Annotated in this window: 21 protein-coding genes; 7 read left to right on the top strand and 14 right to left on the bottom strand. The window is 73.2% G+C overall.

The genetic code is table 11. The annotated features are described in order from the left end of the window. Window positions 1–19: 19 nt before the first annotated feature. Together SM450_RS28515 and SM450_RS28510 are read right to left on the bottom strand one after the other, a co-directional pair. Window positions 20–1,345, bottom strand: coding sequence for a CE1 family esterase (locus SM450_RS28515; RefSeq protein ID WP_474622873.1), 1,326 nt, complete (start codon window positions 1,343–1,345; stop codon window positions 20–22). Between the two features lie 11 nt (window positions 1,346–1,356). Next, window positions 1,357–2,745, bottom strand: coding sequence for a glycoside hydrolase family 43 protein (locus SM450_RS28510; RefSeq protein WP_474622872.1), 1,389 nt, complete (start codon window positions 2,743–2,745; stop codon window positions 1,357–1,359). A 284-nt stretch (window positions 2,746–3,029) separates the two neighbouring features. Here SM450_RS28510 and SM450_RS28505 point away from each other — a divergent pair, with 284 nt between their 5' ends. After that, on the top strand, window positions 3,030–4,067 hold the full coding sequence (locus SM450_RS28505; RefSeq protein WP_474622871.1) for a LacI family DNA-binding transcriptional regulator: 1,038 nt from the start codon (window positions 3,030–3,032) through the stop codon (window positions 4,065–4,067). 12 nt (window positions 4,068–4,079) lie between these two features. On the opposite strand, the gene SM450_RS28500 is transcribed toward SM450_RS28505, so the two are convergent. From SM450_RS28500 to SM450_RS28480, 5 genes are all read right to left on the bottom strand, one after another. Beyond that, window positions 4,080–5,090, bottom strand: coding sequence for a nitroreductase family protein (locus tag SM450_RS28500; RefSeq protein ID WP_474622870.1), 1,011 nt, complete (start codon window positions 5,088–5,090; stop codon window positions 4,080–4,082). Window position 5,091: 1 nt separating this feature from the next. Beyond that, a complete protein-coding gene (locus tag SM450_RS28495) occupies window positions 5,092–6,174 on the bottom strand; it encodes a hypothetical protein (protein WP_474622869.1) in 1,083 nt (360 codons plus the stop codon). Continuing rightward, entirely contained in the window at window positions 6,171–6,611 is a 441-nt protein-coding gene (locus SM450_RS28490; RefSeq protein ID WP_474622868.1) for a DUF4188 domain-containing protein, read from the bottom strand. The genes SM450_RS28495 and SM450_RS28490 overlap by 4 nt, the downstream gene beginning before the upstream one ends. 2 nt (window positions 6,612–6,613) lie before the next feature. After that, complete coding sequence (locus SM450_RS28485; protein ID WP_474622867.1) at window positions 6,614–8,167, bottom strand: phenylacetate--CoA ligase family protein; 1,554 nt, start codon at window positions 8,165–8,167, stop codon at window positions 6,614–6,616. A 192-nt stretch (window positions 8,168–8,359) separates the two neighbouring features. Then, entirely contained in the window at window positions 8,360–9,316 is a 957-nt protein-coding gene (locus tag SM450_RS28480; RefSeq protein WP_474622866.1) for a DUF3800 domain-containing protein, read from the bottom strand. A 141-nt stretch (window positions 9,317–9,457) separates the two neighbouring features. Between SM450_RS28480 and SM450_RS28475 the strand changes: the two genes are divergently transcribed. From SM450_RS28475 to SM450_RS28465, 3 genes are all read left to right on the top strand, one after another. After that, entirely contained in the window at window positions 9,458–9,874 is a 417-nt protein-coding gene (locus SM450_RS28475; protein WP_474622865.1) for a hypothetical protein, read from the top strand. A gap of 7 nt (window positions 9,875–9,881) precedes the next feature. Further along, window positions 9,882–10,925, top strand: a complete 1,044-nt coding sequence (locus SM450_RS28470; RefSeq protein ID WP_474622864.1) for a polyprenyl synthetase family protein — start codon at window positions 9,882–9,884, stop codon at window positions 10,923–10,925. Between the two features lie 78 nt (window positions 10,926–11,003). After that, window positions 11,004–12,233 carry a PucR family transcriptional regulator gene (locus tag SM450_RS28465; protein ID WP_474622863.1) on the top strand — a complete coding sequence of 410 codons (1,230 nt, stop codon included), beginning with the start codon at window positions 11,004–11,006 and terminating at the stop codon, window positions 12,231–12,233. A gap of 6 nt (window positions 12,234–12,239) precedes the next feature. Here the strand turns inward: SM450_RS28465 and SM450_RS28460 are convergent, their stop codons facing one another. Then, window positions 12,240–12,470, bottom strand: a complete 231-nt coding sequence (locus SM450_RS28460; protein WP_474622862.1) for a cation:proton antiporter regulatory subunit — start codon at window positions 12,468–12,470, stop codon at window positions 12,240–12,242. Between the two features lie 323 nt (window positions 12,471–12,793). Here SM450_RS28460 and SM450_RS28455 point away from each other — a divergent pair, with 323 nt between their 5' ends. Next, window positions 12,794–13,108 carry a TraR/DksA family transcriptional regulator gene (locus SM450_RS28455; RefSeq protein ID WP_474622861.1) on the top strand — a complete coding sequence of 105 codons (315 nt, stop codon included), beginning with the start codon at window positions 12,794–12,796 and terminating at the stop codon, window positions 13,106–13,108. 58 nt (window positions 13,109–13,166) lie between these two features. Here the strand turns inward: SM450_RS28455 and mnhG are convergent, their stop codons facing one another. From mnhG to SM450_RS28425, 6 genes are read right to left on the bottom strand one after another with little or no spacing between them, the layout of a single operon-like run. Next, entirely contained in the window at window positions 13,167–13,535 is a 369-nt protein-coding gene (gene mnhG / locus SM450_RS28450; RefSeq protein ID WP_474622860.1) for a monovalent cation/H(+) antiporter subunit G, read from the bottom strand. Then, window positions 13,532–13,795 carry an MrpF/PhaF family protein gene (locus SM450_RS28445; RefSeq protein ID WP_474622859.1) on the bottom strand — a complete coding sequence of 88 codons (264 nt, stop codon included), beginning with the start codon at window positions 13,793–13,795 and terminating at the stop codon, window positions 13,532–13,534. Before SM450_RS28445 ends, mnhG begins: the two co-directional genes overlap by 4 nt. Further along, window positions 13,792–14,397 (bottom strand): Na+/H+ antiporter subunit E, encoded by a 606-nt coding sequence (locus tag SM450_RS28440; protein WP_474622858.1) that lies wholly within the window; start codon window positions 14,395–14,397, stop codon window positions 13,792–13,794. The genes SM450_RS28445 and SM450_RS28440 overlap by 4 nt, the downstream gene beginning before the upstream one ends. Beyond that, window positions 14,394–15,965: a Na+/H+ antiporter subunit D gene (locus tag SM450_RS28435; RefSeq protein ID WP_474622857.1), complete on the bottom strand. Its 1,572-nt coding sequence runs from the start codon at window positions 15,963–15,965 to the stop codon at window positions 14,394–14,396. Before SM450_RS28435 ends, SM450_RS28440 begins: the two co-directional genes overlap by 4 nt. Continuing rightward, on the bottom strand, window positions 15,962–16,426 hold the full coding sequence (locus tag SM450_RS28430) for a Na(+)/H(+) antiporter subunit C (RefSeq protein WP_474622856.1): 465 nt from the start codon (window positions 16,424–16,426) through the stop codon (window positions 15,962–15,964). The genes SM450_RS28435 and SM450_RS28430 overlap by 4 nt, the downstream gene beginning before the upstream one ends. Next, window positions 16,423–19,257 carry a Na+/H+ antiporter subunit A gene (locus tag SM450_RS28425; protein WP_474622855.1) on the bottom strand — a complete coding sequence of 945 codons (2,835 nt, stop codon included), beginning with the start codon at window positions 19,255–19,257 and terminating at the stop codon, window positions 16,423–16,425. The genes SM450_RS28430 and SM450_RS28425 overlap by 4 nt, the downstream gene beginning before the upstream one ends. Before the next feature lie 450 nt (window positions 19,258–19,707). Between SM450_RS28425 and SM450_RS28420 the strand changes: the two genes are divergently transcribed. Together SM450_RS28420 and SM450_RS28415 are read left to right on the top strand one after the other, a co-directional pair. Continuing rightward, entirely contained in the window at window positions 19,708–21,114 is a 1,407-nt protein-coding gene (locus tag SM450_RS28420; RefSeq protein ID WP_474622854.1) for an alpha/beta hydrolase, read from the top strand. A 143-nt stretch (window positions 21,115–21,257) separates the two neighbouring features. Next, the gene (locus tag SM450_RS28415; protein WP_474622853.1) at window positions 21,258–23,255 is read left to right on the top strand and encodes an acyl-CoA dehydrogenase family protein; all 1,998 of its coding nucleotides are present in this window, start codon (window positions 21,258–21,260) and stop codon (window positions 23,253–23,255) included. The last annotated feature ends 5 nt before the right edge of the window (window positions 23,256–23,260 follow it).

Genomic DNA, 23,260 nt, shown 5'->3' with positions numbered 1-23,260 from the left:
TTTCTCCAAGCCGGGCGGGTCAGAGGCGGGTGCAGGTCAGGAACGGCGTCGTGGCCGAGCCGTTGGCGGTGAAGCCGAACGTGGTGGACGCGCCCGCCGCCAGGCTGCCGTTCCACGCCTCGTTGGAGACGTTCTGGGTGCTGCCGGAGGGCGCGTTGCGTCCACCCCAGAGCTGGGTGATGCTCTGCCCGCTGGCGAGCGTCCAGCTCACCCGCCATCCGCTGATGGCGGCGGCGCCCGCGGTCACGGTGACCTCACCCTGGAAGCCGCCGGGCCACTGGGTGGCGGTCCGGTAGGTGGCGGCGCAGCCGCCCGACGGCGGCGGGTTCGTCGGCGACACGGTCGGTGACACGGTCGGTGACACGGTCGGCGAGGCCGTGGGCGACGCGGTGGGCGGGGTCGTCGGCGACGGGGTCGGCGAGGTGCCGGCGAACTGGGTGAAGAACTTCCACACCTCGGCCGGTACCCAGGTCCGGGTGCCGCTGTCGCCGCCGGCGCCGTCCTGCGGAGCGGCGATGTGACCGCCGTCGAACGCCGCCCACGTCACCGGGTAGCCGGATCGGCAGCCGGAGTAGCTGTAGACCGTGTGGGTCAGACTGCCGGACCTCGGCTCCGGCGGGCTCGCCGCCGTGCAGCCGTTGTTGGCGACGAAGCGGTCCCGCAGCGCGCGTCCACTGGCAATGGTGTCGCCGACGCCGTGCACCCCGAGGTACGCGATCGGCTGGGTGCCGCCGCTGCATCCGCTGAGCGTGCCGGGTGAGGACTGCACCGCGACCGCGCGGAACACGTTCGGCCGGGCACAGGCGAGCGCGTAACTCATTCCACCGCCGTAGCTGAAGCCGACGGAGAACCGCTGCGTGGTGTCGACGCACAGATCACCCTCGATCCGGCGGAGCATGTCGTCGACGAACGTGACGTCCTCGCCGCCGGAGTTGGCCCAGCCGTTGTCGATGCCCTGCGGCGCCACGAAGATCGTGCTGTTGTTGGACAGCCGCAGCAGGCCGTAGTAGGACCACACGTCGCGCTGCACCGTCTGCCCGGTCGCGACGTCCACGGCGGTGCCGCCCCACCAGTGGAACCCGAAGACCAGCCGGTACTGGCGGTTCCGGTCGTACCCGTCGGGGAGCTTCAGGATGAAGCTGCGGTTCTTGCCGCCGCTGGTGATGTTGTAGGTGCCGTTGCCCAGGGTGGGGGTCTTGCCACACCCGGCGGTGGCGGCGGCCGTACCGAGGTCGGCGGCCCGGGCGCTGCTGCCGAGCGTGCCACCGACCATCGCGGCGCCCATGCCCAGGGCCAGCAGCATCGCGGCAGCGACGGACCCGAATCTCGTTGCGTGTCTCGACATCGGCTGACTCCTCAGGGCGTGATGCGGAAGGTGGCGTCCTGCCTGTCGCTCAGGCTCGAACCGGAGCCGAGCGGGTCGATCCGCAGGAGGTAGTTGGCGTGCCTTAGGTAGCGGTCCGGGAAGTTGTGGGAGCGGAACGACGTCCACGCGCCGTCGGCGAGGCCTGCCGTCCGGTGGAAGGTGGCGTCCGCGCGGAAGGTCGACGTCCCGTCGTTCGCGTCGAGGCGGAGCGCGTAGCTGTAGTGCCGCAGGAACATGCCCGGCCGGTTCACCGCCTCGAACGAGACCCCGGCGGGGTCGGCCAGTCCGGCCACCATCCGCCACATCTGGTCCTGGTAGGGATCGAACGGGTACGGGTCGATGCGTCCGACGTAGTCGCGGTGCCGGACGACGTAGTCGGGGAGGTTCGACGACTTGAGCCGTACCCAGTTCGGGGTGCCCCACCGGGAGACGAGGCCGTTGTACTCGGCGTCGCTGATCCCGATGACCGAGCCGTGTTTGGCGTTCAGCGGCGGGGTGTAGTCACGCTGGTTCAACGCGGTCCACGAGTTGCCGCCGATGGCGGAGGTGGACCACATGTAGTAGTCGTTGTTGACCGGGCTGTACGAGTCGCCCCAGAGCCGCCAGCCGCTGCCGTCGTTGTTCCTGACGAGCAGCGGCGCCTCGATCCCGTTGCCCTGCCGCAGGCCGCTGGTGTAGGTGGTGAAGCTGTTCGGCGCGCCGGTCGAGGAGCGGGCGCCGTGGAGGAGGCCGGTGGACAGGTTCTTGTAGTAAAGGTAGGTGGTGCCGCCGTCGACGACGATGTCGCCGTCGAGCACGCCGAAGCCGGGGCTGAAGAACACCTGCTGCGGGCCGACGGTGACGAAGTCGCTCGTGTAGTTGACCATCAGCACGTCGCCGCCGCTGTTGCAGGAGTAGACGATGCCGTACTGGCCGCGGCCGGCGTCCCAGAACGCGGTCGGCGCCCAGGTGTGCGAGTTGGGCAGCGTGTGCATGCGGATCCGGCGGTAGCCGGTGAAGTTCGTCAGGTTTGTCGAGTCCCACACGTGCAGGTACTGGCTGTTCTGGCCGAAGTCGGTGCCCTTGAGGTCGGTGGCCAGGATGACGAACGTGCCGTCCTGCTTGCGGAGCACGAACGGGTCCCGCAGGCCGAGTTGCCCCTGCGTCGGGGTGACCACCGGGTTGTTCTGGTTCAGCGGCGTCCAGTTGAGGCCGTCCCGGCTCACCGCCAGGTGCAGGCCGTAGTCCGCGCCCTGACCGTTCGGCGTCTCGGTGAAGTACGCCATCGCGTAGGCGGTGTTCGCCGCCCACGCGACGCCGGGCAGCCCGGCCACCGACGCGGCGGTGAGAGCGCCTGATGCGGCGACGGCCTTGATGAGTGCTCGTCGACTGATGGGCACGATTCGGAAACCCTCCTGTTAGCGTTAACAGGCGCTGCCCACGCACCCGCGCACCACATGTCGTGACGCCGGCCGGCGTCACGAGCTCCCGTTCGCGCGCCACATCCGCTCATATGGACTCTCATGGATGAATCAGCCGACGTCAAGATGTGACGATCAGGTTTCGCGAAAGTTCCTGGAAGCCCTCGACCAGCTACGGCGGATGGGATCAGGGCATCGAGGGCGCGAAATGTTATCGCTAAACTTTCGTCCGGCCCTGACACGTCCAGCCATAGACTGCCCTCGTGCTCGAAGAAGGACCGCGGCAGCACGTGCGCAAGCCCCGGCGCGGCGACCTGCCCATCGCCACGATCGCCGAACTCGCCGGAGTGTCCCCACCCACCGTCTCCAAGGTGCTCAACGGCCGTCGTGGGGTGGGCGAGCAGACCCGCCAGCGGGTGGAGGCGCTGCTCCGCGACCACGGCTACCGCAGGCGGCAGACCGGCGGCGCCCTCTGCGTGGAGGTGGTCTTCCACCGGATGCTGTCCTCGATCGCGATGGAGATCCTGCGCGGCGTGCAGGAGGTCGCCAACGCCAGCGACCACACCGTCGGCTTCACCGACGTGCACCAGCTCGTCCGGGCCGGGCGGCCCTGGGCGGAGCCGCTGCTGTTACGGCAGCCGACCGCCGTCATCGCCGTGTTCTCCCTGGTCACCGTCGAGGACGGGGAACTCTTCGCGGTCGAGGGGATTCCGCTCGTCTCCATCGACCCGATCGGCGACCTGTTCCCCACACCTGCCGTCGGGGCCAACAACTGGACCGGCGCGCTCGCCGCCACCCGGCACCTCCTCGACCTCGGCCACCGGCGGATCGGCCTGATCACCGGGCCGCTCCGGGACCTGTCCGCACGGGCCCGGCTGGACGGTTTCCACGCCGCGCTCGACTACGCCGGGGTGCCGTTCGACGAGAGCCTCGAACGCCGGGGGGCGTTCACCTTCGAGGACGGCCGGGACCTCGGCGCCCAGTTGCTCGCCCGGCCCGACCCGCCGACGGCGGTCGTCTGCGGCGACGACCTCCAGGCGATGGGCGTCTACGCGGCGGCACGGGAGGCGGGCCTGCGGATACCCGACGGTCTCAGCGTCGTCGGGTTCGACGACGTCGAACACGCGGCCTGGCTGGTGCCCCCGCTGACCACGGTGCGGGTGCCGTTCGCCGAGATCGGCGCCACCGCCGCCCGGCTGGCCCTGACCATGGCCGACGGCCGGGCCCTCCCCCAGGACCGGTACGAACTCGGCACCACCTTCGTTGTCCGGGGCAGCACCGCGCCGCCGCCGGCCCGCTGACCCCCGGGGGTCCTACCCCACCCGCGCCGCCACCGGCCGCCGCTCCGCTCCCCCGCAGGCACGCTCGACCCGGCGGGCCGAACGGGGCGCCGGCGCGACCGGCCGGCCCACCCGGGTCACGTGCACGATCCGCTCGGGCGCCACGTCCAGCAACGCGCCGAGCGCGTCGCGGGTGGCGGCCACGTCGACGAGCTGGCTCAGCGGATGCGCCGCCAGGCCGGCCGCGTGCAGCGTCAACCAGACCCGCATCAGGACCCGCCCGAACTCCACCTGGCCGGCCGCGTCCAGGTCGGGCGGCGCGACAAGCGCCAGCACCGTGCCGCCGCGGGCGAGCGGGTCGTCGCCGGCGGCGAGCAGGCGCGGCAACCCGAGCGGACGCAGCACCGGATACGCGGCGAGCGCCGTCCGCAACCCGGCGGCGGCCGGCCGGGATAGCCCGAGGCAGCGGTCGCTGAGCCCGTCCGCCCGGTAGTCCGGCCGGGCCCGGTCCAGCCGCAGCCAGCGGCGCAGCTCGGACACGACCGCCGGATCCGCGTACACCTGCCGGTCGGCGGCGCGCAGCAGCGCGCCGAGACGCCCGGCCGCCGCCGGCACCACCCGGACCGCGCCGCCGGCCCACCGGGCGGCGTGGTCGGCGGCGGCGAGCAGGCCGGCGTCCGGCCCGTCGGCGAACCGCCCCCGGTCGGTACGCCGCTCGCACACGTCGTGGGTGCGGAACGGCGTGCGGTACGGCAGGCGGGCCGGGCGCAGCCGGCCCACCCGATGCTTGGATTCGTCGTGGTCGGCCACCCAGTCCAGCCGCAGTCCGGCGTCGGCCGCGACGATCAGGCAGGTCTCCACGAACGCGCCGAGCGACAGCCGCAGGTCCCGGCCGGTCGGGTCGCCGGCCGGCAGCGCGTCGGTCGGGTCCCAGCCGACGGTGACCGCCCAGCGTTCGTAGCGCAGCCGCCAGGGTTGGGTGTTGTGCGCGCTCGGGGCCCGCCAGCACAGCGGCTCCAACGCGCGGAACGCGGCGAGGTCCATGTCAGCGCTCCCGGGCATAGAAGGCGTAGCCGTGCAGCGGCCGGCCGCCGAGCCGCCGGTACTGCGCGGCCGACGCCTGGTTGTCGCGCCCGACGTAGGTGCTGCGCAGCGTGGTGTAGCCGCCGTGGTGCAGGTTGCGGTGCAGGTGCGTGGAGAGCAGCCGCTGGTAGCCGCGTCCCTGGCACTCCGGCACCACGCCCTTGACGATCAGCACCGCCTCCCGGCGGTAGCGCCGGCGGGTGGCAAGCAGCCGCACCTGGTTGACCGGGCTCAGGTCGCCGCGCACCGCGACCAGGAACCCGCTGATGTCCGGCACGCAGAGCACGAACGCCACCGGCCGCCCGTCCCGGGTCAGGTAGAGCAGCAGGGACTCGTCAAGCAGGTACGCCAGCCCGTCGGTCTGCCGGCGCAACTGGGCGGCCGAGATCGGCGTGTAGTAGCCGAGCTGGGCGAAGGAGTCGTTGAGCATGCCGCGCAGCAGGTCGAGCTGCTCGTCGAGCCGCCGGGTGTCGCCCCGGTGCAGCTCCAGCCGCGCGCCGTCCGGCTGCGCGCCGAGCGCGGGTGCCGGCCCCTCGGGCGCGGGGACCGGGCAGATCCAGGTGTCGGAGACGAACCGGCGGGTGAAGCCGTGCGCCTCGTAGGCGGCCGGGTAACGCGGCGGGTTCCAGGCGCTGTCGGTGAAACCCCGGTCCTCGAACCCGGAGGTGACCACGCCACCGGCCTGGTTGGGCAGCAGCGCCACCGGCCCGAACAGCAGGTCCCGGTCGGCGGCGGCGTGCGCGTCGATCGCGTCGAACAGCGGCCCGGCGGCCGGCGCGGTGAACTCGGTCAGCCCGAACAACTGGCACCGGCGGCCCAGCTTGGCGTCGAGGTCCGCGTCGGTGTGCAGCGTGGTCCGCCCGACCACCGCGCCGGTGCCGTCGCGCAGCACGTACAGCGGCACGCCGTCGCGCCACCAGCGGCGGATCTGCTGCCGGGGCGTCGGCACGTACCGGGGCTCCCCCGCGTACAGCCGGTCGATGAGCGCGAGGAAATCCCGCAGGCCGCGCCGGTCGGTGACCCGCTCGAACCGGTGGCCGCTCACCGGCGTACCGCCGGCCCGGTCGTCTCCGCGCCCAGCGGGGTGAACTCCTCGATGTGGCCCATCGCGCCGTCCTCGGCCCGCCACGCGCCGTTGGAGTAGCCGTCCGGCGAGGCCGTGTAGAGCCGGATGAACCCGGCGGTGGCGTTGCGGTTGCCGTCGGTAAGCCACGCCATCAGCTTGCGGTGGTGCCGGGTGCGCGCGAAGCGCAGCATCGCGTCCCGGTCGGTGAAGAACGCGATCGTGCCCAACGTCAGCGGGAACTGCCAGTAGACGGTGTGCCAGCGGTAGCCGGACATCCGGCGCATGTCCCGGACCATCCGGAACCAGTCCGGGGCCAGCCGCAGCAGCACCAGCGGGCTCGCATAACGGGTGCCGCCGATGAACATCGCGCCGGCGCGGGCCTGTGCCGGGGCGCGGGAGAAATCTCGGGTACGCATGGTCACCTCACCAGGTAGGCGTTCTTGATCTTCTGCGGGCCGGCGAACGGGCCGGTGCCCGGGTCGTGCAGCTCCACCCGCAGGTCAGCGGCGGTCGGATCCTCCACCAGGGACTGGGCGAAGTCCCGCGACACCGAGGCGAGGTGCCGGCGTACCCCGTCGCGGCAGGCGTCCGCGAGCGCCGCGCGGTCCGCGGCGGCAAGCGGGCCGCGCAGCTCCACGTGGATCACCGGGCGGGTCTCCAGCGCCGTGTCCTCCACGAGCGCCAGGCAGAACCGGCTGATCGCGCCGGCGTGCGGGTTGCCGGTGTAGAGGCCGTACTCCACGTCCTGCGGGTAGAGGTTCGCCCCCAGGTAGGACACCGTGGAGTCGCGCCTGCCGAACAGCAGCAGCACCGGCAGCGTCATCCGCTCCTGCGCCGTCGCGGCGCGGAACTCGGCCGCGCGCACCGGGTCGGCCGCGGCCAGATCGGCGATCCGCCGGTACGGCACCAGCAGCGCCTCGTCGCCGACGTTGTAGCGCAGCCGGGGCTGGAGCACGTCCCGGCCGCCCGCCGTGCAGACCAGCTCCCGGCGCTCGTTGGTCTCCAGGTAGGAGGCGAACGGGTTGTACTGGAACACCATCGGCAGCCGCTGCTCGTCGGCGCCGAGCAGCTCCGCCCGCAACGCCGGGTCGGTCCGCAGCCGCCGCCGCAGCCACACCGTGAACCGGGTCTCCGCGCCGATGCCGATGGTCAGGTCCGATGCCCCGTACGCCGAACGCACCCGGACGAACCGCTGCTCCAGGTAGTCCCGCAGCGCCTCGGTCATCCCCTCCCCGCCGCAGCTACCGAAGATCCGGTAGCGCGACCAGGGGAAGTCCTCGGCGTCCAGCCGGTCCCGCAGGTGCTTGAGGAACGGCGGGTACGCGGTCACCAGGTAGTCGTGCTCCGGGCCGAACTCCCGCAACGTGTCGACGATCTTGCCGAGGTCCGGGCCGGTGTTCTTCACCACCGCGATCCGGGCCATCGCCGCGCCGGTCGTGGTGCCGGTCGCCCAGGCGCCCATCGAGTACGCGTTGATGACGAACGGCCGGCGCATCGGGAAGACCAGCCCGGTGTAGCCGGCGATGTCCCGGTGCACCGCCCGCAACTCCCGCTCGCCGCGCGGCCAGTTGAACGGCCGCCCCGACGAGCCGGCCGACTCGTCGACCACCACGCCCCGCTCCGGCAGCCGCCCCCGCCAGCACCGCGCGGCGGCGTCGTGGCCCACCACGTACCCGAGCTTGTCGGTCTCCGGGAAGTCCCGCAGCCGGCGGCGGACGCCCGCCGGGCGGGCCCGCAGGAACTCCCGGTAGGCCGGCACCCGCCGGGCCGCCCGGACGCAGGCCGCCCGCGCGTTCGCCGCGGCCAGCCGGTCCAGTACCGGATGGTGCCGCCGGGCCAGCCACCGCCACCCGGCCGGGTGGCGGCCGACCAGCCGGACCAACGCGGCCACCGCGCGGCCGGCGGTCTCCCCGCCCGGCAACGGCATCTCGACGGTACGCAGGGCGGCGGGTCGGTGCAGCGTCTCGGCCATGACAAGGATCCTGCCGACGCCGCCGCGCCGACGCCTGAGCCACGAGACGGCATTCGAGCTGAGTACGCATACCCAGCGGGCGAAGTAGATCAAGAAACCGTTCTCGCCAAGTGGGATCGGTCTTCTGCATCCCGGAACGGCTGGAGATCTTGGAGGCTAAGGGCCCCTATAGGGGCCCTTAGCCTCCAAGATTCAGACGGCCGGCCGACCGGTGAGGCCAGGGAGCGGTCTCTCCTCCATCCGTCGGGCTATCCCGGCGAGCAGGTCGGCGACCTGCACCCGCGGGTCGTCCCGGGAGTCGGTCATCACCAGCCCGGCCAGCGGCGACTCCCCCGCCGGCAACCCGACGCGGTCGGCCAGGGCGCGCTGGAGGCGGCGCAGGCGGTCGGCCGTCAACGCGCTCTGCTCGTCGTGGATCACGAGCACCCGCCGCCGGCCGGCGCTCCAGAACAGGACCGTCTCGGCCAGCGCCGGCAGCATCGGCTCCAGCGGCGGCGGGATCGACCGGTCCTCGGCGTAGAGCCGGGCCTGGACGGCGGCCACCCGGCCCCGGTCGAGGGCGTGCAGGACGGCGTCGTCCGGCGCGTGCCGCAGCAGCGCGTCCCGGGCCGCGAAGAACCGGTCGACGCTCCCGTCGCCGGCCCGGTCCCGCCGCTTGGTCCGCAACATCTCGACGAGGGCCGCGAGGAAGGCGTCCCAGTCCGGGCCGGCCGCGCGCCCGGACCGGTGCAGCGCGACGGCGTCCGCACGGTGCTCCCCGGCCAGCCCGGTGCCGGCCAGGTAGGACGGCTCGACCAGCAGCAGGTCGACGACGCGGGTGACCAGGAAGAGCTGTTTGTCGACCAGGTGCACGTGGGCCCGCCCGCGCAACGCCGCCAGGAACCACTCCAACGCCTCGGCCGCCTCCGGTCGGCGCAGGAACTGCCGGGACTTGAACTCGTGCGGCGTGAACCGGAAGCCGGAGCGCAGCGTCGCGATCAGCCCGGCGGCCTCCTCGACGCCCAGGTCGACGCTCGCGTGACTGATCACCGGCGTGGCGGGATCTAGCAGGTTGGTGCCGGAGAACCCCGACTCGTCACAGGCTATCTCCACCACGGCCCCGGACGGCGTCTGGACCGGCGGCAGCCCGCCCTGCAACGGCAGCCTCATGCCCGATCCCCCCACCATGCCGACCATGGTCGCCGAACCGGCGTGGTCCGACCACCGGTTTGGTCGCGCCAGCTCGACACGGTGAGTCACCATCTCGACACTTGCCTGGCTGGTCGGCGGTGGTCCGGTGACAATTCGGCCATGACAGACGGCGAGCGTGCGCGCACGAACGAGCGCTTCGAGAAGGTGGCCGAGGAAACCTCCGAGACGGTGACCCACGCGGCCACGGTGCTGGAGGAGGAACTCTCGGCGGGGCTGGCCGGCGCGCGGCGGCTGGAGGAGAAGCTGACCGAGAGCCGCCGGGTGGACCCGGAGGTGTTCGACGAACTCGTCGCACGGTTCCGCACCGACGGGCACGCCCTGATCGACACCGTGGTCGGGCAGTTGAAGATGGCGGACGACAAGCGCGGTGAGGTCATCCGCAGGTACACCTCGGACGCGCACGACGCGCTCGACACCGTACTCAATCTCGCCCGGCTGGCGCCCGACGTGGCCAACGGGCTCGCGGACCGGCTGACGACGCCGACCCCGGACGGCCCGGCCCGGACGGACCGGTAGCGGCGCGATGGCGCCGACCACCGGGGTGGCCGGCGGGCACGTGGAACGCATGCTGGAGCGCTATCGCGGCCTCGCCCTCGGCGCGCTGCTCGACGACGTGCCCGCGGGCGGGCCGCGCTACCTCTACGACCTGGTCGCCGAATATCCCCGGCGGTGGGGCAAGGGGCTGCGCGCCGCGCTCTGCCTGGCCACGTGCCGGGCGTTCGGCGGCGGGGAGGCGGTGGGCCTCAACGCCGCGGTGACCGTGGAGTTGTTCCACAACGCCTTCCTCATCCACGACGACATCCAGGACGAAAGCGAGCAACGGCGCGGCGGGCAGACCCTGCACGCCGAGTACGGGGTCGGCGTGGCGCTCAACGTCGGCAACATGACGAACCTGCTGGCGTTGCAACGACTCGCCGCGAACCGGACGGCGCTCGGCTCCGGGATCGCCTGGCGGCTGTTCACCGAGACCGAACTCATGCTGCGCCACTCGCTTGAGGGGCAGGCGATCGAGATCGGCTGGATCCGCGACAACGTGTGCGACCTGGACGCCGACGACTACTACCGGATGTGTCTGAAGAAGACCTCCTGGTACACCTGCATCTACCCGTGCCGCAGCGGGATCCTCGTGGCCACCGGCCGGGAGAACGCGGTGGACGTCCTCGACCGCTACGGCTGGTATCTGGGGGCCGCGTTCCAGATCCAGGACGACGCGCTCAACCTCACCGGCGACTACGCCCGCTACGGCAAGGAGATCGCCGGCGACCTGTGGGAGGGCAAGCGGACGCTCATCCTCATCGACTTCATGCGGCGGTGCACCGCCGACGAACGCGAACGGCTCCTGGAGTTTCTCAGCCGGACCCGAGCCCAGCGCACCGAGGCCGAGGTGCGCTGGCTGCACGGCCGCCTCCTCGCGTACGACTGCGTGGAGTCCGCGCGCCGCAGCGCCCGGGAACTCGCCGAGGCCGCCCGGCGCGAGGGGCAGCGGGCGCTGGGCGCCGCGGCCGACACCGAGGACGGCCGCTTCCTGCTGGACCTGACCGAGTACGTCGTGGAGCGCAACCGCTAGCGCCGGTCCGCGCGACCTGCGGATTAACCTGGGCGAATCGGGTCGGTGTCCGTGCCGGCCCCGCACGGGGGGACCGCGATGACCGACAGCGTCCGCCGGCCGGATCCGGCCGGAGCGCGCGGCGACGACAAGTGGCTGGCGGAGGTGGCCCGCGAGGCGAGCGCCGACGCCGACGGCGTACCTGTGGAGCTGCTCGGCGACTATCTCCGGCTGCTCCGGGACGCGGCGGTGACCGGTCGCCGGCCGCGCCGCGGTGAGCTGGACGCGGTCGGGGTCCTCGGCCGGCAGGCGGCCGAGCAGGGCGTGTCGGCCGGCCGGGCGGTACGCCTCTACCTGTCCGCGGCGCGGCGGCTGTGGCGGCACCTGCCGCACCTGGACCGCTCCACCGACAGCGAGACGGTCCGGGCCGCGGCGGACGCCGTCCTCCACGTGGTCGACGCGGCCGTCGCCACCCTCGCCGAGGGCTACGCGGTGGCCCGCCGGGAACTGGTGCGCCACGAGGAGTCGCTGCGCCGCGAACTCGTCGACGACCTGCTGCGCGGCGACTCCGACCTCGGCGGGTTGGTCGAGCGGGCCGAGCCGTTCGGGTTGGATCTCGCCCGCGTCCATCAGGTGGCGCTCGCCGCGCCGGGCCGCCGGTTGCCGGACACCGAGCCGGCGATCAGCGCCCTGGAACGGGTCATCTTCGACCGGCTGGGCGACCGGGACGTGCTGGTGGCGACGAAGGAAGGGCTGCTCGTGGTGGTGGCGCCGGCCGAGCCGGTGCGGCCCGGCGGGGGTCGCGGCGCCGGCGGACCGGCGGACGACCTCGGCAGGCTGATGCACGGCGAGTTGGACCGCCTGGCGCGGGGCCGGCCGTGGCAGGTGGTGGTCGGCCGCCCGCACCCGGGCCTGTACGGCATCGCCCGCTCCTACGAGGAGGCCCGGGAGGCGCTCGCCACGGCTCGCCGGCTGCACACCGACGCGCCGGTGATCGACGCCCACGACCTGCTCATCTACCGCGTGCTGTTGCGGGACCAGCCGGCGATGGTGGACCTCGTGCGGGCGGTGCTGACCCCGCTGGGTGAGGCCCGGGGCGGCGCCGAGCCGCTTGTGGACACCCTGGCCGAATACTTCGCGTGCGGCGAGGTCGCCACCGAGGCGGCCCGCCGCCTGCACGTGTCCGTCCGCACCGTCACCTACCGGCTCGACCGGATCCGGACGCTGACCGGTCATGATCCCGCCGAAGCGCGGGACAGGTTCACCCTGCACGCCGCCGTGCTCGGCGCGCGGGCCCTGGACTGGCCGCGCCGACCACTGCCGGCCTGACTCCCGTCACGCGGGGACGGCAACCAGCTCCGGGAAGCCGAGCAGGGTGGCCAGGGCGGACGCCTCGGCCGGGGTGAGGGCGAGTCCGACCATGCCGTCGGGGTCGTCCGGATCGTCGTGGACGACGTCCCGGCGGCCACCCGCCGAGTGCTCGACGACCGCGATCCGGCGGCCCTGTTCGGTGGTGAAGGCGTGTCGCATTCCGACGCCCGGCAGGTGCGTGCGTTCGATGATCACAGAACTGCTCCTTCGGTGGCGGCTGCGCGGAGCCGGCCGGGAGCGGGCCGGCGCTATGGCAGCGTGGGCGGGAGATGCTGCTGGTGCCGCATGTGCCAACCATAGCCAGCGGGTGGGGCAGCATCCTCTCCAGTCGCCGGCAATCTGGCGGGCGCTTGTTGGCCGGTCGCGGGCAATGCCGCTCGTCGCTTTCCCGGCGACGCTGGAACTCCGAAGACGTCCCCGAGCAGCGTGGACGCTCCCGGCCGACGCCTATCCGGCCGGTCCGGATGCCTGCCCCGCCACGGCCGGCACGGCGCTTCCCCTCGAAAGGACCACCGACGATGACGCACAGCCTCGACGACCGCACCGGGACGCTGCGCGAACTGCTGGAACGGCAGCTCGCCGACTACACCGACCAGCTCACCGAGCTGACGCCGGCCGCACGGCAGCCGGGCTTCGACGGTCACGACCCGGACACCCTGCGCCGGCTGATCGAGGCGGCCCGGCACGGTGCCGCGGACACCGCACAGGCGTTGACGCGGATGTCCGAGGGCACGTACGGCGTGTGCGAGCGCTGCGGTCACGCCATCCCCACCGACCGCCTGGAGATCCGCCCCGCCGCCCGGTTCTGCGTGCCCTGCCAGCAGTCCCGCTGACCGCCCCGGCCGCGCGCCGCGCGCCGTCGCGCGGCCGGTACGCGGCGCGGGCCGCCGGTCAGGTGTCCGCGCGACCGGCGCGGACCCGGTCGAGGTGACCGGCGAGCTCGTCGGTGAGCAGCAGGTCCCGCCGGATGTCCTCGTGCGGATAGGCGGCCCGCCCGACCATGTGCGCCGCGACCGGGGCGGTGGCGAGCTGGAACATGCCCACAAGCACAAGTGTGGTGACGTCCACCCCGCTCCGCAGCCGCAGCGCGCACCCGAGCAGGACCAGCAACAGCCCGAGGACCTGGGGTTTGGCGGCGGCGTGCATGCGGGACAGCACGTCCGGGAAGCGGACCAGGGCCACGCCGGCGGCGAGGCTGAGCAGGGCGCCCGCGATCAGGCAGACGCCCGCGGCGGTGTCGAGGGCGGCGTCGAGCGTCACTTCGGGTCTCTCCGCGCCGCGAACCGCGCGACGCTCACCGAGCCGACGAACCCGACAATGGCGAGGACCACGAACACCGGCAGCGAGGTCGCGTCCCGGCTGTAGGCGGCCTCGGTGGCGATGGCCGCGACCGCGACGGCGAGCAGCACGTCGGTGGCGACGGCCCGGTCGAGGATCGACGGCCCACGGATGACCCGGACGAGGGTCAGTCCACCGGCCACGGTGAGCAGCGCGGTGACGATCACGGCGACGACTGTCATGTCGGTGCCCCTTCCAGGTCGACCGGCTCGGGCGGGCCGGTGGGTTCGGGCTGGTGGAGCCGGCTCAGCTCCTCGGCCGAGCCGACCGCGGCGACGATGCGCGTCTCCAGCTCCAGCACGTCGCGCCGGAACCGTTCCACCTCGTCGAGCGTGCGGACGCCGATGACGTGCACGTAGAGCGTGCCGGTCCGCCGGTCGGCCTCCAGGATGAGACTGCCGGGCACCAGGGACAGCGCCTCGGCGGTGAGGGTGAGGTTGAGGTCGGTGTTCACCCGCAGCGGCACCGCGATGATGGCCGCGCGCGGGGTGTGCCCGAACCGGACCGCCAGCCAGGCCACCTGCGCCGACGCCACCACCAGGTCCCGCAGGAAGCGGGCCAGGAACCGGGCCAGCGGCACCGGCCGGATCCGCCCGCCGAACGTCACCGGCGGCAGCGGGAAGACCACGAGCAGCACGGCCGCGACGGCCAGGCCGCTGAGCACGTTCGCCCAGGTGAAGGTGCCCCACAGCAGCACCCAGACGCCGGCCAGGCCGACCATGGCGACGGCCCGGTTGCGCCACCGGACGCGGCGGGTCAGCGGGGCACGCGGATGACTTGTCACGGTGCACCGTCCGGGAACACGGCCTCGACGTACGGGGCGCGGCGCAGCAGGTCGGCGGCGGCGTCGCCGCTGATGTCGAAGAGCGGCCCGGCCACCACCGTCAGCCCCAGGCCGAGCACCACGAGGGCGGCGGTGGACACCGTCATCAGCCGGGGCAGCACCGCCCCGGCGGGCGCCGGGTCGTCGTGCGGCTGCTCGGCGCCGTCGGTGCGGGCCGCCCGGGCGACGTCGTCGGGCTCCGGCATGTCCGGGTGCGGCGCCCGCCAGAACGCGAGGTTCCACACCCGGGCGATGGCGTAGAGGGTGAGCAGGCTGGTGAGCAGCCCGCCGCCGACGAGTGCCCAGGCCAGCACCCCGCCGTCGGACACGCCGGCCTGGACGAGGCCGACCTTGCCGAGGAACCCGGAGAACGGCGGGATGCCGGCCAGGTTGAGGGCGGGCACGAAGAAGAGCACCGCCAGCACCGGCGACAGCCGGGCCAGCCCGCCGAGCCGGTCCAGCGCGGTGCTGCCGCCCCGCCGTTCGATCAGGCCGGCGGCGAGGAACAGGGTGGTCTGGATGGTGATGTGGTGCACCACGTAGAAGATCGCCGCGGACAGGCCGAGCGCGGTGGTCAGGCCGACCCCGAACAGCATGTAGCCGATGTGGCTGACGAGGGTGAACGACAGCAGCCGTTTGATGTCCGACTGCGCCACCGCGCCGAGGATGCCCACCACCATGGTCAGCGCCGCGATCACCAGCAGCAGGTCGGCGGTGCGGCCACCGGGGAACAGCAGCGTCTCGGTCCGGATGATCGCGTACACGCCGACCTTGGTGAGCAGGCCGGCGAAGACGGCGGTGACCGGTGCGGGCGCGGTCGGATAGCTGTCCGGCAGCCAGGCCGACAGCGGGAACACCGCGGCCTTGATGCCGAACGCCAGCAGCAGCATGCCCTGGAGCACCAGCCGCAGGTCGTCCGGCAGCGCGTCTAGCCGGTCGACGAGCTGGGCCAGGTTCAGCGTTCCGGTGGCGGCGTAGATCAGCCCGATCGCCACCAGGAAGATCAACGACGAGAGCAGGCTGACCACCACGTACGTGGTGCCGGCCCGGATCCGGTTCTCCGTGCTGCCGAGCGTCAGCAGCACGTAGCTGGCCACCAGCAGGATCTCGAACCCGACGTAGAGGTTGAACAGGTCGCCGGAGAGGAACGCGTTGCAGACGCCCGCGGTCAGCACCAGGTAGGTCGGGTGGTAGACCGACAGCGGCGTCTCCTCGTTGCCGTCGGCCAGGCCCTGCCCGATGGAGTAGACGAGCACGCACAGGGTGACCGCGGCGGAGACCACGAGCATCAGCGCGGCGAGCTGGTCGGCGACGAGCACGATGCCCAGCGGCGCGACCCAGCCACCCACCTCGACCACGAGCGGGCCGTCCACCGACGAGCGGAGCAGGAGCAGCCCCGCCACCGCCACGGTGGCGGCGAGGACGGTGATGCTGACCCAGCGCTGGGCCCGGGCCCGGCCGACCAGGAGCAGGGTGAGGGCCGCGCCGAACAGCGGCATCACCACCGGCAGCGGGACGAGCCACGTCATCGGGTCCTCCCCCGGTCGCTTCCGGCGGGAACCGGCCGGTCGTCCGGTGCCTGGTCCGAGGGGCGGTCGGTGGTCTCCGGATCGGCGGTGCCGGGGCCCTCGTCCCGGTCCGCCAGCACCATGATGCGGCGGTCCTCGACGTCGTCCTGCACCTCGTCGTGCCCGTTGAGGTGCCAGCTCCGGTAGGCCAGGGCGAGCAGGAACGCGGTCATGCCGAGCGTGATGACGATGGCGGTCAGCACCATCGCCTGCGGGAGCGGGTCGGCCATCTCCCCCTCGGCGGTGGTGCCGACGATCGGCGGGCCGCCGGCCCGGCCGCCGGTGAGCAGTAGCAGGTTCGCGCCGTTGCCGAGCAGGATGACGCCCATCAGCACCCGGGTGAGGCTGCGTTCCAGCAGCAGGGTTACCCCGGTGGCGAAGAGGACGCCGACGACGAGCACGTAGACCAGGTTGGGGCTCACACCAACTCCTCTTCCGGCATGTCGGCGGGCGCGGTCTCCCCCTGGTCGGCCTCCTGCTGGCGGTCCATCTCCGCGCCGAGGCTGCGCAGGATGTCCAACACCAGGCCGACCACGATGAGATAGACGCCGACGTCGAAGAAGACAGACGTGACGAAGTGGACGTGGCCCAGCAGCGGCAGGTGGAAGTCGAGCGCCGCGCTCTGCAGGAAGTCCCCGCCCAGCAGCATCGCGGCGACCCCGGTGCCGACCGCGACGAAGAGCCCCGCGCCGAGCACCCGGCCGGCGTCCACGGGCGCCGCGCCGTTGAGTTCGGTGCGCCCACCCGCCAGGTAGCGCACCGCCAGTCCGAGGCCGGCGACCAGCCCGGCGGCGAACCCGCCACCGGGCTGGTTGTGGCCGGAGAAGAGCAGGTAGATCGAGAAGAGCAGGATGGCGTGGAACAGCACCCGGGTGACGACCTGGAGGATCACCGACTGCGCGCGGGTGGTGGCGCCGGTGGTGAGCCAGCGCGGGCGCGCCGAGCCCTGCCGGCCGACACCGGGGATGCCGCTGCGCTGGTCCAGGGCGCGGGAACGGCGGAAGATCAGGCTGGCCACGCCGGTGGCGGCCACCACAAGCACGGCGATCTCCCCCATCGTGTCCCAGGCCCGGATGTCGACCAGCGTCACGTTCACCACGTTCTTGCCGCCGCCGTAGGACACGGCCTCGTCCGGGAAGCCGACCGAGATCGGCGTCGCCACCCGGGCGCCCGCCGACACGTACGCCATGCCGGCCGTGACCACGCCGACGGCCACGCCGAGCGCCACCCGCACCCGCCGGGTGGACTTGATCGGCCGGGCGGAGAACTTGATCGGCAGCCGGCGCAGCACGAGCACGAACATCACGATCGTGACGGTCTCCACCAGGAACTGGGTCAGCGCCAGATCGGGCGCGCCGTGCAGGACGAACAGCAGCGCCGTGCCGTAGCCAGTCACCCCGACGAGGATCATCGCGGTCAGCCGGCGCCGGGCCCGTGCGGCGGCCACGGCCGCGACCACGATGGCGGCGCCGGCGGCGGCCTGAAGCGGGGTGTCCCACAGCTGGTAGCGCTGCGGCCACGGCACGCCGGCCAGCAGCGCGCCGCCCGGCAGGACGACAAGCACAAGCAGGATGACGCCCAGGTAGAACGGGAGGGAACCGCGCTGGGTGGCGCCGGTGAGTTCCACCGCGGCCCGGTCGACGCCGCCGACCAGCCGGTCGTAGCCGGTGGCGCCGTCGAACGGCAGCCGCAGCAGGTGCGGCCGGCGCCGGTGCAGCAGCAGGAACAGCCCGACACCGCCGGCGACGGCCAGCCCGGACAGGCCGAGGGCGGGGGTCGGTCCGTGCCAGAGCGCGAGGTGGTAGTCGGTGTCGGCGGTCGGGAACTGGTCCGCGTACGGGGCCAGCACCCGGTCCACGGCCGGGGCGAGGACGCCGAGCGCGAGGCCGGCGGCGGCGAGCACCGCCGCCGGAGCGACGAACGCCCGGTCGACCGGCTCGGGTCGGGTGGCGGGCACGCCCGGCTTGCCCGCGAACGCGCCCCAGAGGAAACGCAACGAGTAGGCGACGGTAAGCGCCGAGCCGGTCACCAGCCCGGCGAGCACCACCAGATCGGCGGCGCCGCCGTGCAGGAACGCCTCAAGCGCGGCCTCCTTGGCGACGAACCCGACAAGTGGCGGCAGGCCGGCCATCGAGGCCGCCGCCAGCCCGGCCACCACCGCCAGCGACGGCGTCCGCCGGCCCAGCCCACTCAGCTCGCGCAGGTCCCGGGTTCCGGCGACGTGGTCGACAATCCCGACGATCAGGAACAGAGTGGCCTTGAACAGGGCATGTGCCAGCACCATCGCGACGCCGGCGAGCGCGGTGTCCCGGGTGCCCGCGCCCAGGATCACCATCAGCAGGCCGAGCTGGCTGACCGTGCCGTAGGCAAGCAGGAGCTTGAGGTCGACCTGTCGAAGCGCCGCCCAGCCGCCGAGGAACATCGTGACCAGCCCACCGGCCACCAGCACCGCCCGCCAGGCCGTGACCTGGCCCACCGCGGGCCCCATCAGCGCGACCAGGAACACGCCGGCCTTGACCATGGCGGCGGCGTGCAGGTAGGCGCTCACCGGCGTGGGCGCGGCCATCGCTCGCGGCAGCCAGAAGCTGAACGGGAAGATCGCCGACTTGCTCGTCACCCCGAGCAGCACAAGCACCAGGGCGACGGTCAGATAGCCGCCGTCCGGCAGGTTCTGCGAGATCTCCGACCACCGGTACGTGCCGGCGTGCTGGCCGAGCATCACGAAGCCGGCGAGCATCGCCAGGCCACCGAGCGTGGTCACCAGCAGCGCCTGCATGGCGGCGTGCCGGCTCGCCCGGCGGGCGGGGTCGCTGCCGATCAGCAGGTAGGAGAAGACGGTCGTCAGTTCCCAGAAGACGTAGAGCAGCAGCAGGTCGTCGGAGACCACCAGGCCCAGCATCGCGCCGGCGAACGCGACGAAGACCGCGGCGAACCGGCCGAGGCCGGGATCGTCGGAGCGGAAGTAGCGGGCGCTGTAGGCGAGCACGAGCGCGCCGACGCCGCCGACGAGCAGCACCATCAGCCAGGAGAGCGTGCCCATCCGCAGGGCGAGGTCCAACCCGAGCTGCGGCACCCAGGTGACCGTCTCGACGACAGGCGTGCCCGAGCGGACCCCTCCGGTGTGGGTCAGGGCCCAGACTCCCGCCGCGGCGGGAACGGCCGCCAGCAGGTAGAGCGCCCGCCGCCGGAAGATGCGTACCAAGCCCGGGGCGGCCACGGCTGCGAGCGCATGAACCGCCACCAGAACCAGCACACACCCTCCCCAAGATCGACACGCGGTAAGTCAACCCTAACCGGCGACGGTGCGATCGACCATGTCGAGAGAGTCACTCCCGCGCCAGGAGTCAGGGCCGCTCCGCCGGGGTACGGAAACTGGCTGCGGACGCCGCCGCACCCGGCCCTCGTTCGGACCCGGCCGGCGGAGCCAGGGCCGTAGGCTGCCTGCCCGCGAGTGGAACGCCATGGGTGTCTGCCGGGCGCGGAGACACCCCTCACGTTCCACCCGTGTGCCGTTCAGTCCGTGCGTGGAACGCTGTGGGTGTCTCCGGTGCCGCAGACGCACCGCCGGACCACATCCGCGCGGCCCGGCACCTCAGCGGCGGTGTCGGGGTGGAACCTCAGGGTCGCCTCCGGGGGATCGCCCATGGGAATCGGGCGCGGCGCGGGTCGAGGATGGACGGACGTCCCCACCTCAGGAGGCATCGTGTCCCGTCGTCCGTTGGCCCTAGCCGTCGCCGTGCTGGCTCTTCTCGCCGGATCGCCCGCACCGGCACGCGCCGATCCCGGACCACCGGGTCTCGTCTGGGGCGAATGCGCCGACGACCTGCCGGACGTCCCGCTCGACCCGGCCGTGCGGTGCGCCCGGCTCCGCCTGCCGGTGGACTGGGCCCGGCCGCACGGCCCGACGTTCGAGCTGGCCGTGGCGCGCCGGGCCGCGCGGGTGCCGGAACGGCGGGTGGGCGCGCTTGTGTTCGGGCCGGGCGGGCCGGGCGACTCCGGGGTGGAACGCATCCGCAAGGGCGACCGGTTCAGCCCCGAGTTGCTCGACCGGTTCGACCTGGTCAGCTTCGACCCGCGTACGGTGGCCCGCTCCGCCGCGCCGGTCTGCGCGCCGGATCCGAGCCTGCGCCGGCCGCCGATCCCGCTCGTCGACCAGGCCGACTTCGACGCCGCGGTGGCCTGGAACCGGGCGCTGTGGGACCGGTGCCGCCCGACCAGCCCCGTGTTCGACCACGCGGACACGCTGAGCACGGTACGCGATCTGGAGGCGTTGCGGCGGGCGCTCGGGGAACGGCGGCTGACGTTCCACGGCAGCTCGTACGGCACGCTGCTGGGCCAGCAGTACGCCGAGCGGTACCCCGGCCGGGTGCGGGCCGTCGTGCTGGAGGGCGTGTTCGACCACGGCCTCGGCCTGCGGCCGTTCGTGCGGACCCAGGGGGCGGCGCTCCAGGACTCGTTCGACGAGTTCGTGTCCTGGTGCGACAGGTCGACCGACTGTGTGCTGCACGGCCGGGACGTGCGATCGGTGTGGGCCGGGGTGCTGGCCCGCGCCGACCGCGGCGGGTACGCCCCGCGTACCGCCTTCGACGTGACCGCCGTGGCCCTCGGCACGCTCGCCGGCCCGCGCTGGCCGCAACTGGCCACCGAGATCCGGAAGATGGAGGCCGGCACCCCGCCCGACGAGGTGAAGCTGCCGATCGCGGTGGCGGCCTTCTGCGCGGACTGGCCGGCCCCGGTCCGCGACTACGACGAGTACGCCACCCTGGTCCGGGCGGCGACGGCCGCCGCGCCGGACGCCCGGTACGGGGCCGGGCTGCTGGCGGTGCAGACCTGCCTCGGCTGGCCGTCCCCGGTCCGGAACCCGCCGCACCGCCTGCACGTGCGTACCGGCACGCCGCTGCTGCTGATCAACGCCCGGCACGACCCCCGCACCGGCTACGCCTGGGCCACCGACGTGGCCCGCCAACTGGGCCGGCGCGGGCGCCTGGTCACGTACGAGGGATGGGGGCACGGCGCGTACCAGCGCACCGACTGCACGACCGCGGTGGTGGACCGGTACCTCGTCGACCTGACGCTGCCCGCCCCCGGCGCCCGCTGCCCCGCGGGCTGAACCGGTGGCGGCGCTGCCTCAGTCCGACCGGGCGGCTCGCCCGGTCTGGGCGCACCCGCCACCGGGCCGGCGGCCCCGCCGTGACGGTTCTCACCGCGTCACCGCGGCCGGTCAGCGGCGTTTACCGGGTACGAACGGTAGCCATGACGTCGGCATCCGAGGTAGCCATGAGCAACATGCCCGGCCCGGTCGACCCGGCCCGCCTGCGAGCCGTGCTCGACGGGAGGTGGGCGCCGGTCCGGGACGCGCACCGCGAACGCCTCGACGAACGCTTCCTTCCGGTCTACGGCGAGACTGGTGACCAGGCCCGCGAGCGGATCAGCCGGCTCCTCGGCGAACTCCCGGTCGAGCTGGGCATCGGCGCGGGCTTCCCCACCGAGTACGGCGGCGGGGCCGACGTCGGCGGCTCGATCGTCGCCATCGAGATGCTGGCCCAGGTCGACCTGTCGCTGATGGTCAAGGCCGGCGTGCAGTGGGGCCTGTTCGGCGGCGCGGTCGCGGCCCTCGGCACCCGGCGGCACCACGACGCCTACCTGCGGGACATCATCGCGGGCCGGATCTTCGGCTGTTTCGCGATGACCGAGACCGGCCACGGCTCCGACGTCCAGCAACTGCGCACCACATGCGTGTACGACCCGCGGACCGAGACGTTCGACCTGCACACCCCGCACGAGGCGGCGCGCAAGGACTACATCGGCAACGCGGCCCGGGACGGGCGGATGGCGGTGGTCTTCGCCCAACTGGTCACCGGCGGGCGGCGGCACGGCGTACACGCGTGGCTGGTCCCGATCCGCGACGAGCTGGGCGACCCGCTGCCCGGCGTGACCATCGGCGACGCCGGACCCAAGGCCGGCCTGCTCGGCGTGGACAACGGGCGGCTCAGCTTCGACCACGTGCGGGTGCCGCGGGACATGCTGCTGGACCGGTACGCCGAGGTCGCCGCCGACGGGACCTACTCCAGCCCGATCGAGAACGACTCCCGGCGCTTCTTCACCATGCTCGGCACCCTGGTCCGCGGCCGGGTGAGCGTCGGCGGCGCCGCCTCGGCGGCCACCAAGTCGGCGCTCACCATCGCGGTGCGTTACGGCGACATCCGCCGCCAGTTCGGCACCCCCGACGCCGACCGGGAGGTGCTGCTCAACGACTACCTGGCCCACCAGCGCAAGCTGCTGCCCGCGCTGGCCACCACGTACGCGTTGACGTTCGCCCAGTCCGAGCTGGTCACCGCGCTCGCCGAGGTGCAGGGCGACGACGGGACGGCCGACGAGCACCGGCAACGGCAGTTGGAGTCGCGGGCCGCCGGTCTGAAGGCCGCGCAGACCTGGCACGCGACCCGCACCATCCAGATGTGCCGGGAGGCGTGCGGCGGCGCCGGCTACCTGGCGGAGAACCGGCTGCCAAGCCTGAAGGCCGACACCGACGTCTTCACCACGTTCGAGGGCGACAACACGGTGCTGCTCCAGTTGGTGGCCAAGGGCCTGCTCACCGGCTACCGGGACGAGTTCGGTTCGCTCGACGGCTGGGGGCGCGCCTCGTTCGTCGCCGAGCAGGTCCGCGAGATGGTGCTCGAACGCACCGCCGCGCGGTCGCTCATCGAGCGGCTGGTAGGCGCCGTGCCCGGCCGCGACGAGGAGGTCGCGGTGACCGACCGCGGCTGGCACCTCAAGGTCTTCGAGGACCGCGAGCGGCACCTCCTCGACGGCGCGGTCCGCCGCCTCCGCAACGGCGCGGCCACGAAGAAGGACCGCCCCTTCGACATCTTCAACGACGTCCAGGACCATGTCCTCGCCGTCGCCGCCGCGCACGTCGACCGGGTGACCCTGGAGGCGTTCGTCGCCGGCATCGAAACCGCCACCGACCCGGCCGTGCGGGCGCTGCTCTCCCGGGTCTGCGACCTCTACGCGCTGAGCGTCATCGAGACCCACAAGGGTTGGCTGCTGGAGCACGGCCGGCTCACCCCGGCCCGCGCCAAGGCGATCACCGGTGTGGTGAACGGCCTGCTCAAGGAGCTGCGCCCGCACATGCGCACGCTCGTGGACGGTTTCGCCATCCCGGACTCCTGGCTGCACTGCGCCGTCCTGCGCGAGGAACCCGGCCGGCAGGAGACGATGGCCGCCCACGACACCGCCGACCGCCGGTAGCCGCC

The sequence above is a fragment of the Micromonospora marincola genome, assembly GCF_056150385.1.
Note: the sequence above shows the minus strand (reverse complement) of the source record. Positions and strands in the feature narration are given on the sequence as shown.

Bases quoted from the DNA above. Each gene is read 5' to 3' on its own strand.
- SM450_RS28515 (WP_474622873.1), bottom strand. From the start codon at position 1,345: ATGTCGAGACACGCAACGAGATTCGGGTCCGTCGCTGCCGCGATGCTG.
- SM450_RS28500 (WP_474622870.1), bottom strand. From the start codon at position 5,090: ATGGACCTCGCCGCGTTCCGCGCGTTGGAGCCGCTGTGCTGGCGGGCC.
- SM450_RS28490 (WP_474622868.1), bottom strand. From the start codon at position 6,611: ATGCGTACCCGAGATTTCTCCCGCGCCCCGGCACAGGCCCGCGCCGGC.
- SM450_RS28485 (WP_474622867.1), bottom strand. From the start codon at position 8,167: ATGGCCGAGACGCTGCACCGACCCGCCGCCCTGCGTACCGTCGAGATG.
- SM450_RS28480 (WP_474622866.1), bottom strand. From the start codon at position 9,316: ATGAGGCTGCCGTTGCAGGGCGGGCTGCCGCCGGTCCAGACGCCGTCC.
- SM450_RS28475 (WP_474622865.1), top strand. From the start codon at position 9,458: ATGACAGACGGCGAGCGTGCGCGCACGAACGAGCGCTTCGAGAAGGTG.
- SM450_RS28470 (WP_474622864.1), top strand. From the start codon at position 9,882: ATGGCGCCGACCACCGGGGTGGCCGGCGGGCACGTGGAACGCATGCTG.
- SM450_RS28465 (WP_474622863.1), top strand. From the start codon at position 11,004: ATGACCGACAGCGTCCGCCGGCCGGATCCGGCCGGAGCGCGCGGCGAC.
- SM450_RS28455 (WP_474622861.1), top strand. From the start codon at position 12,794: ATGACGCACAGCCTCGACGACCGCACCGGGACGCTGCGCGAACTGCTG.
- SM450_RS28445 (WP_474622859.1), bottom strand. From the start codon at position 13,795: ATGACAGTCGTCGCCGTGATCGTCACCGCGCTGCTCACCGTGGCCGGT.
- SM450_RS28435 (WP_474622857.1), bottom strand. From the start codon at position 15,965: ATGACGTGGCTCGTCCCGCTGCCGGTGGTGATGCCGCTGTTCGGCGCG.
- SM450_RS28415 (WP_474622853.1), top strand. From the start codon at position 21,258: ATGACGTCGGCATCCGAGGTAGCCATGAGCAACATGCCCGGCCCGGTC.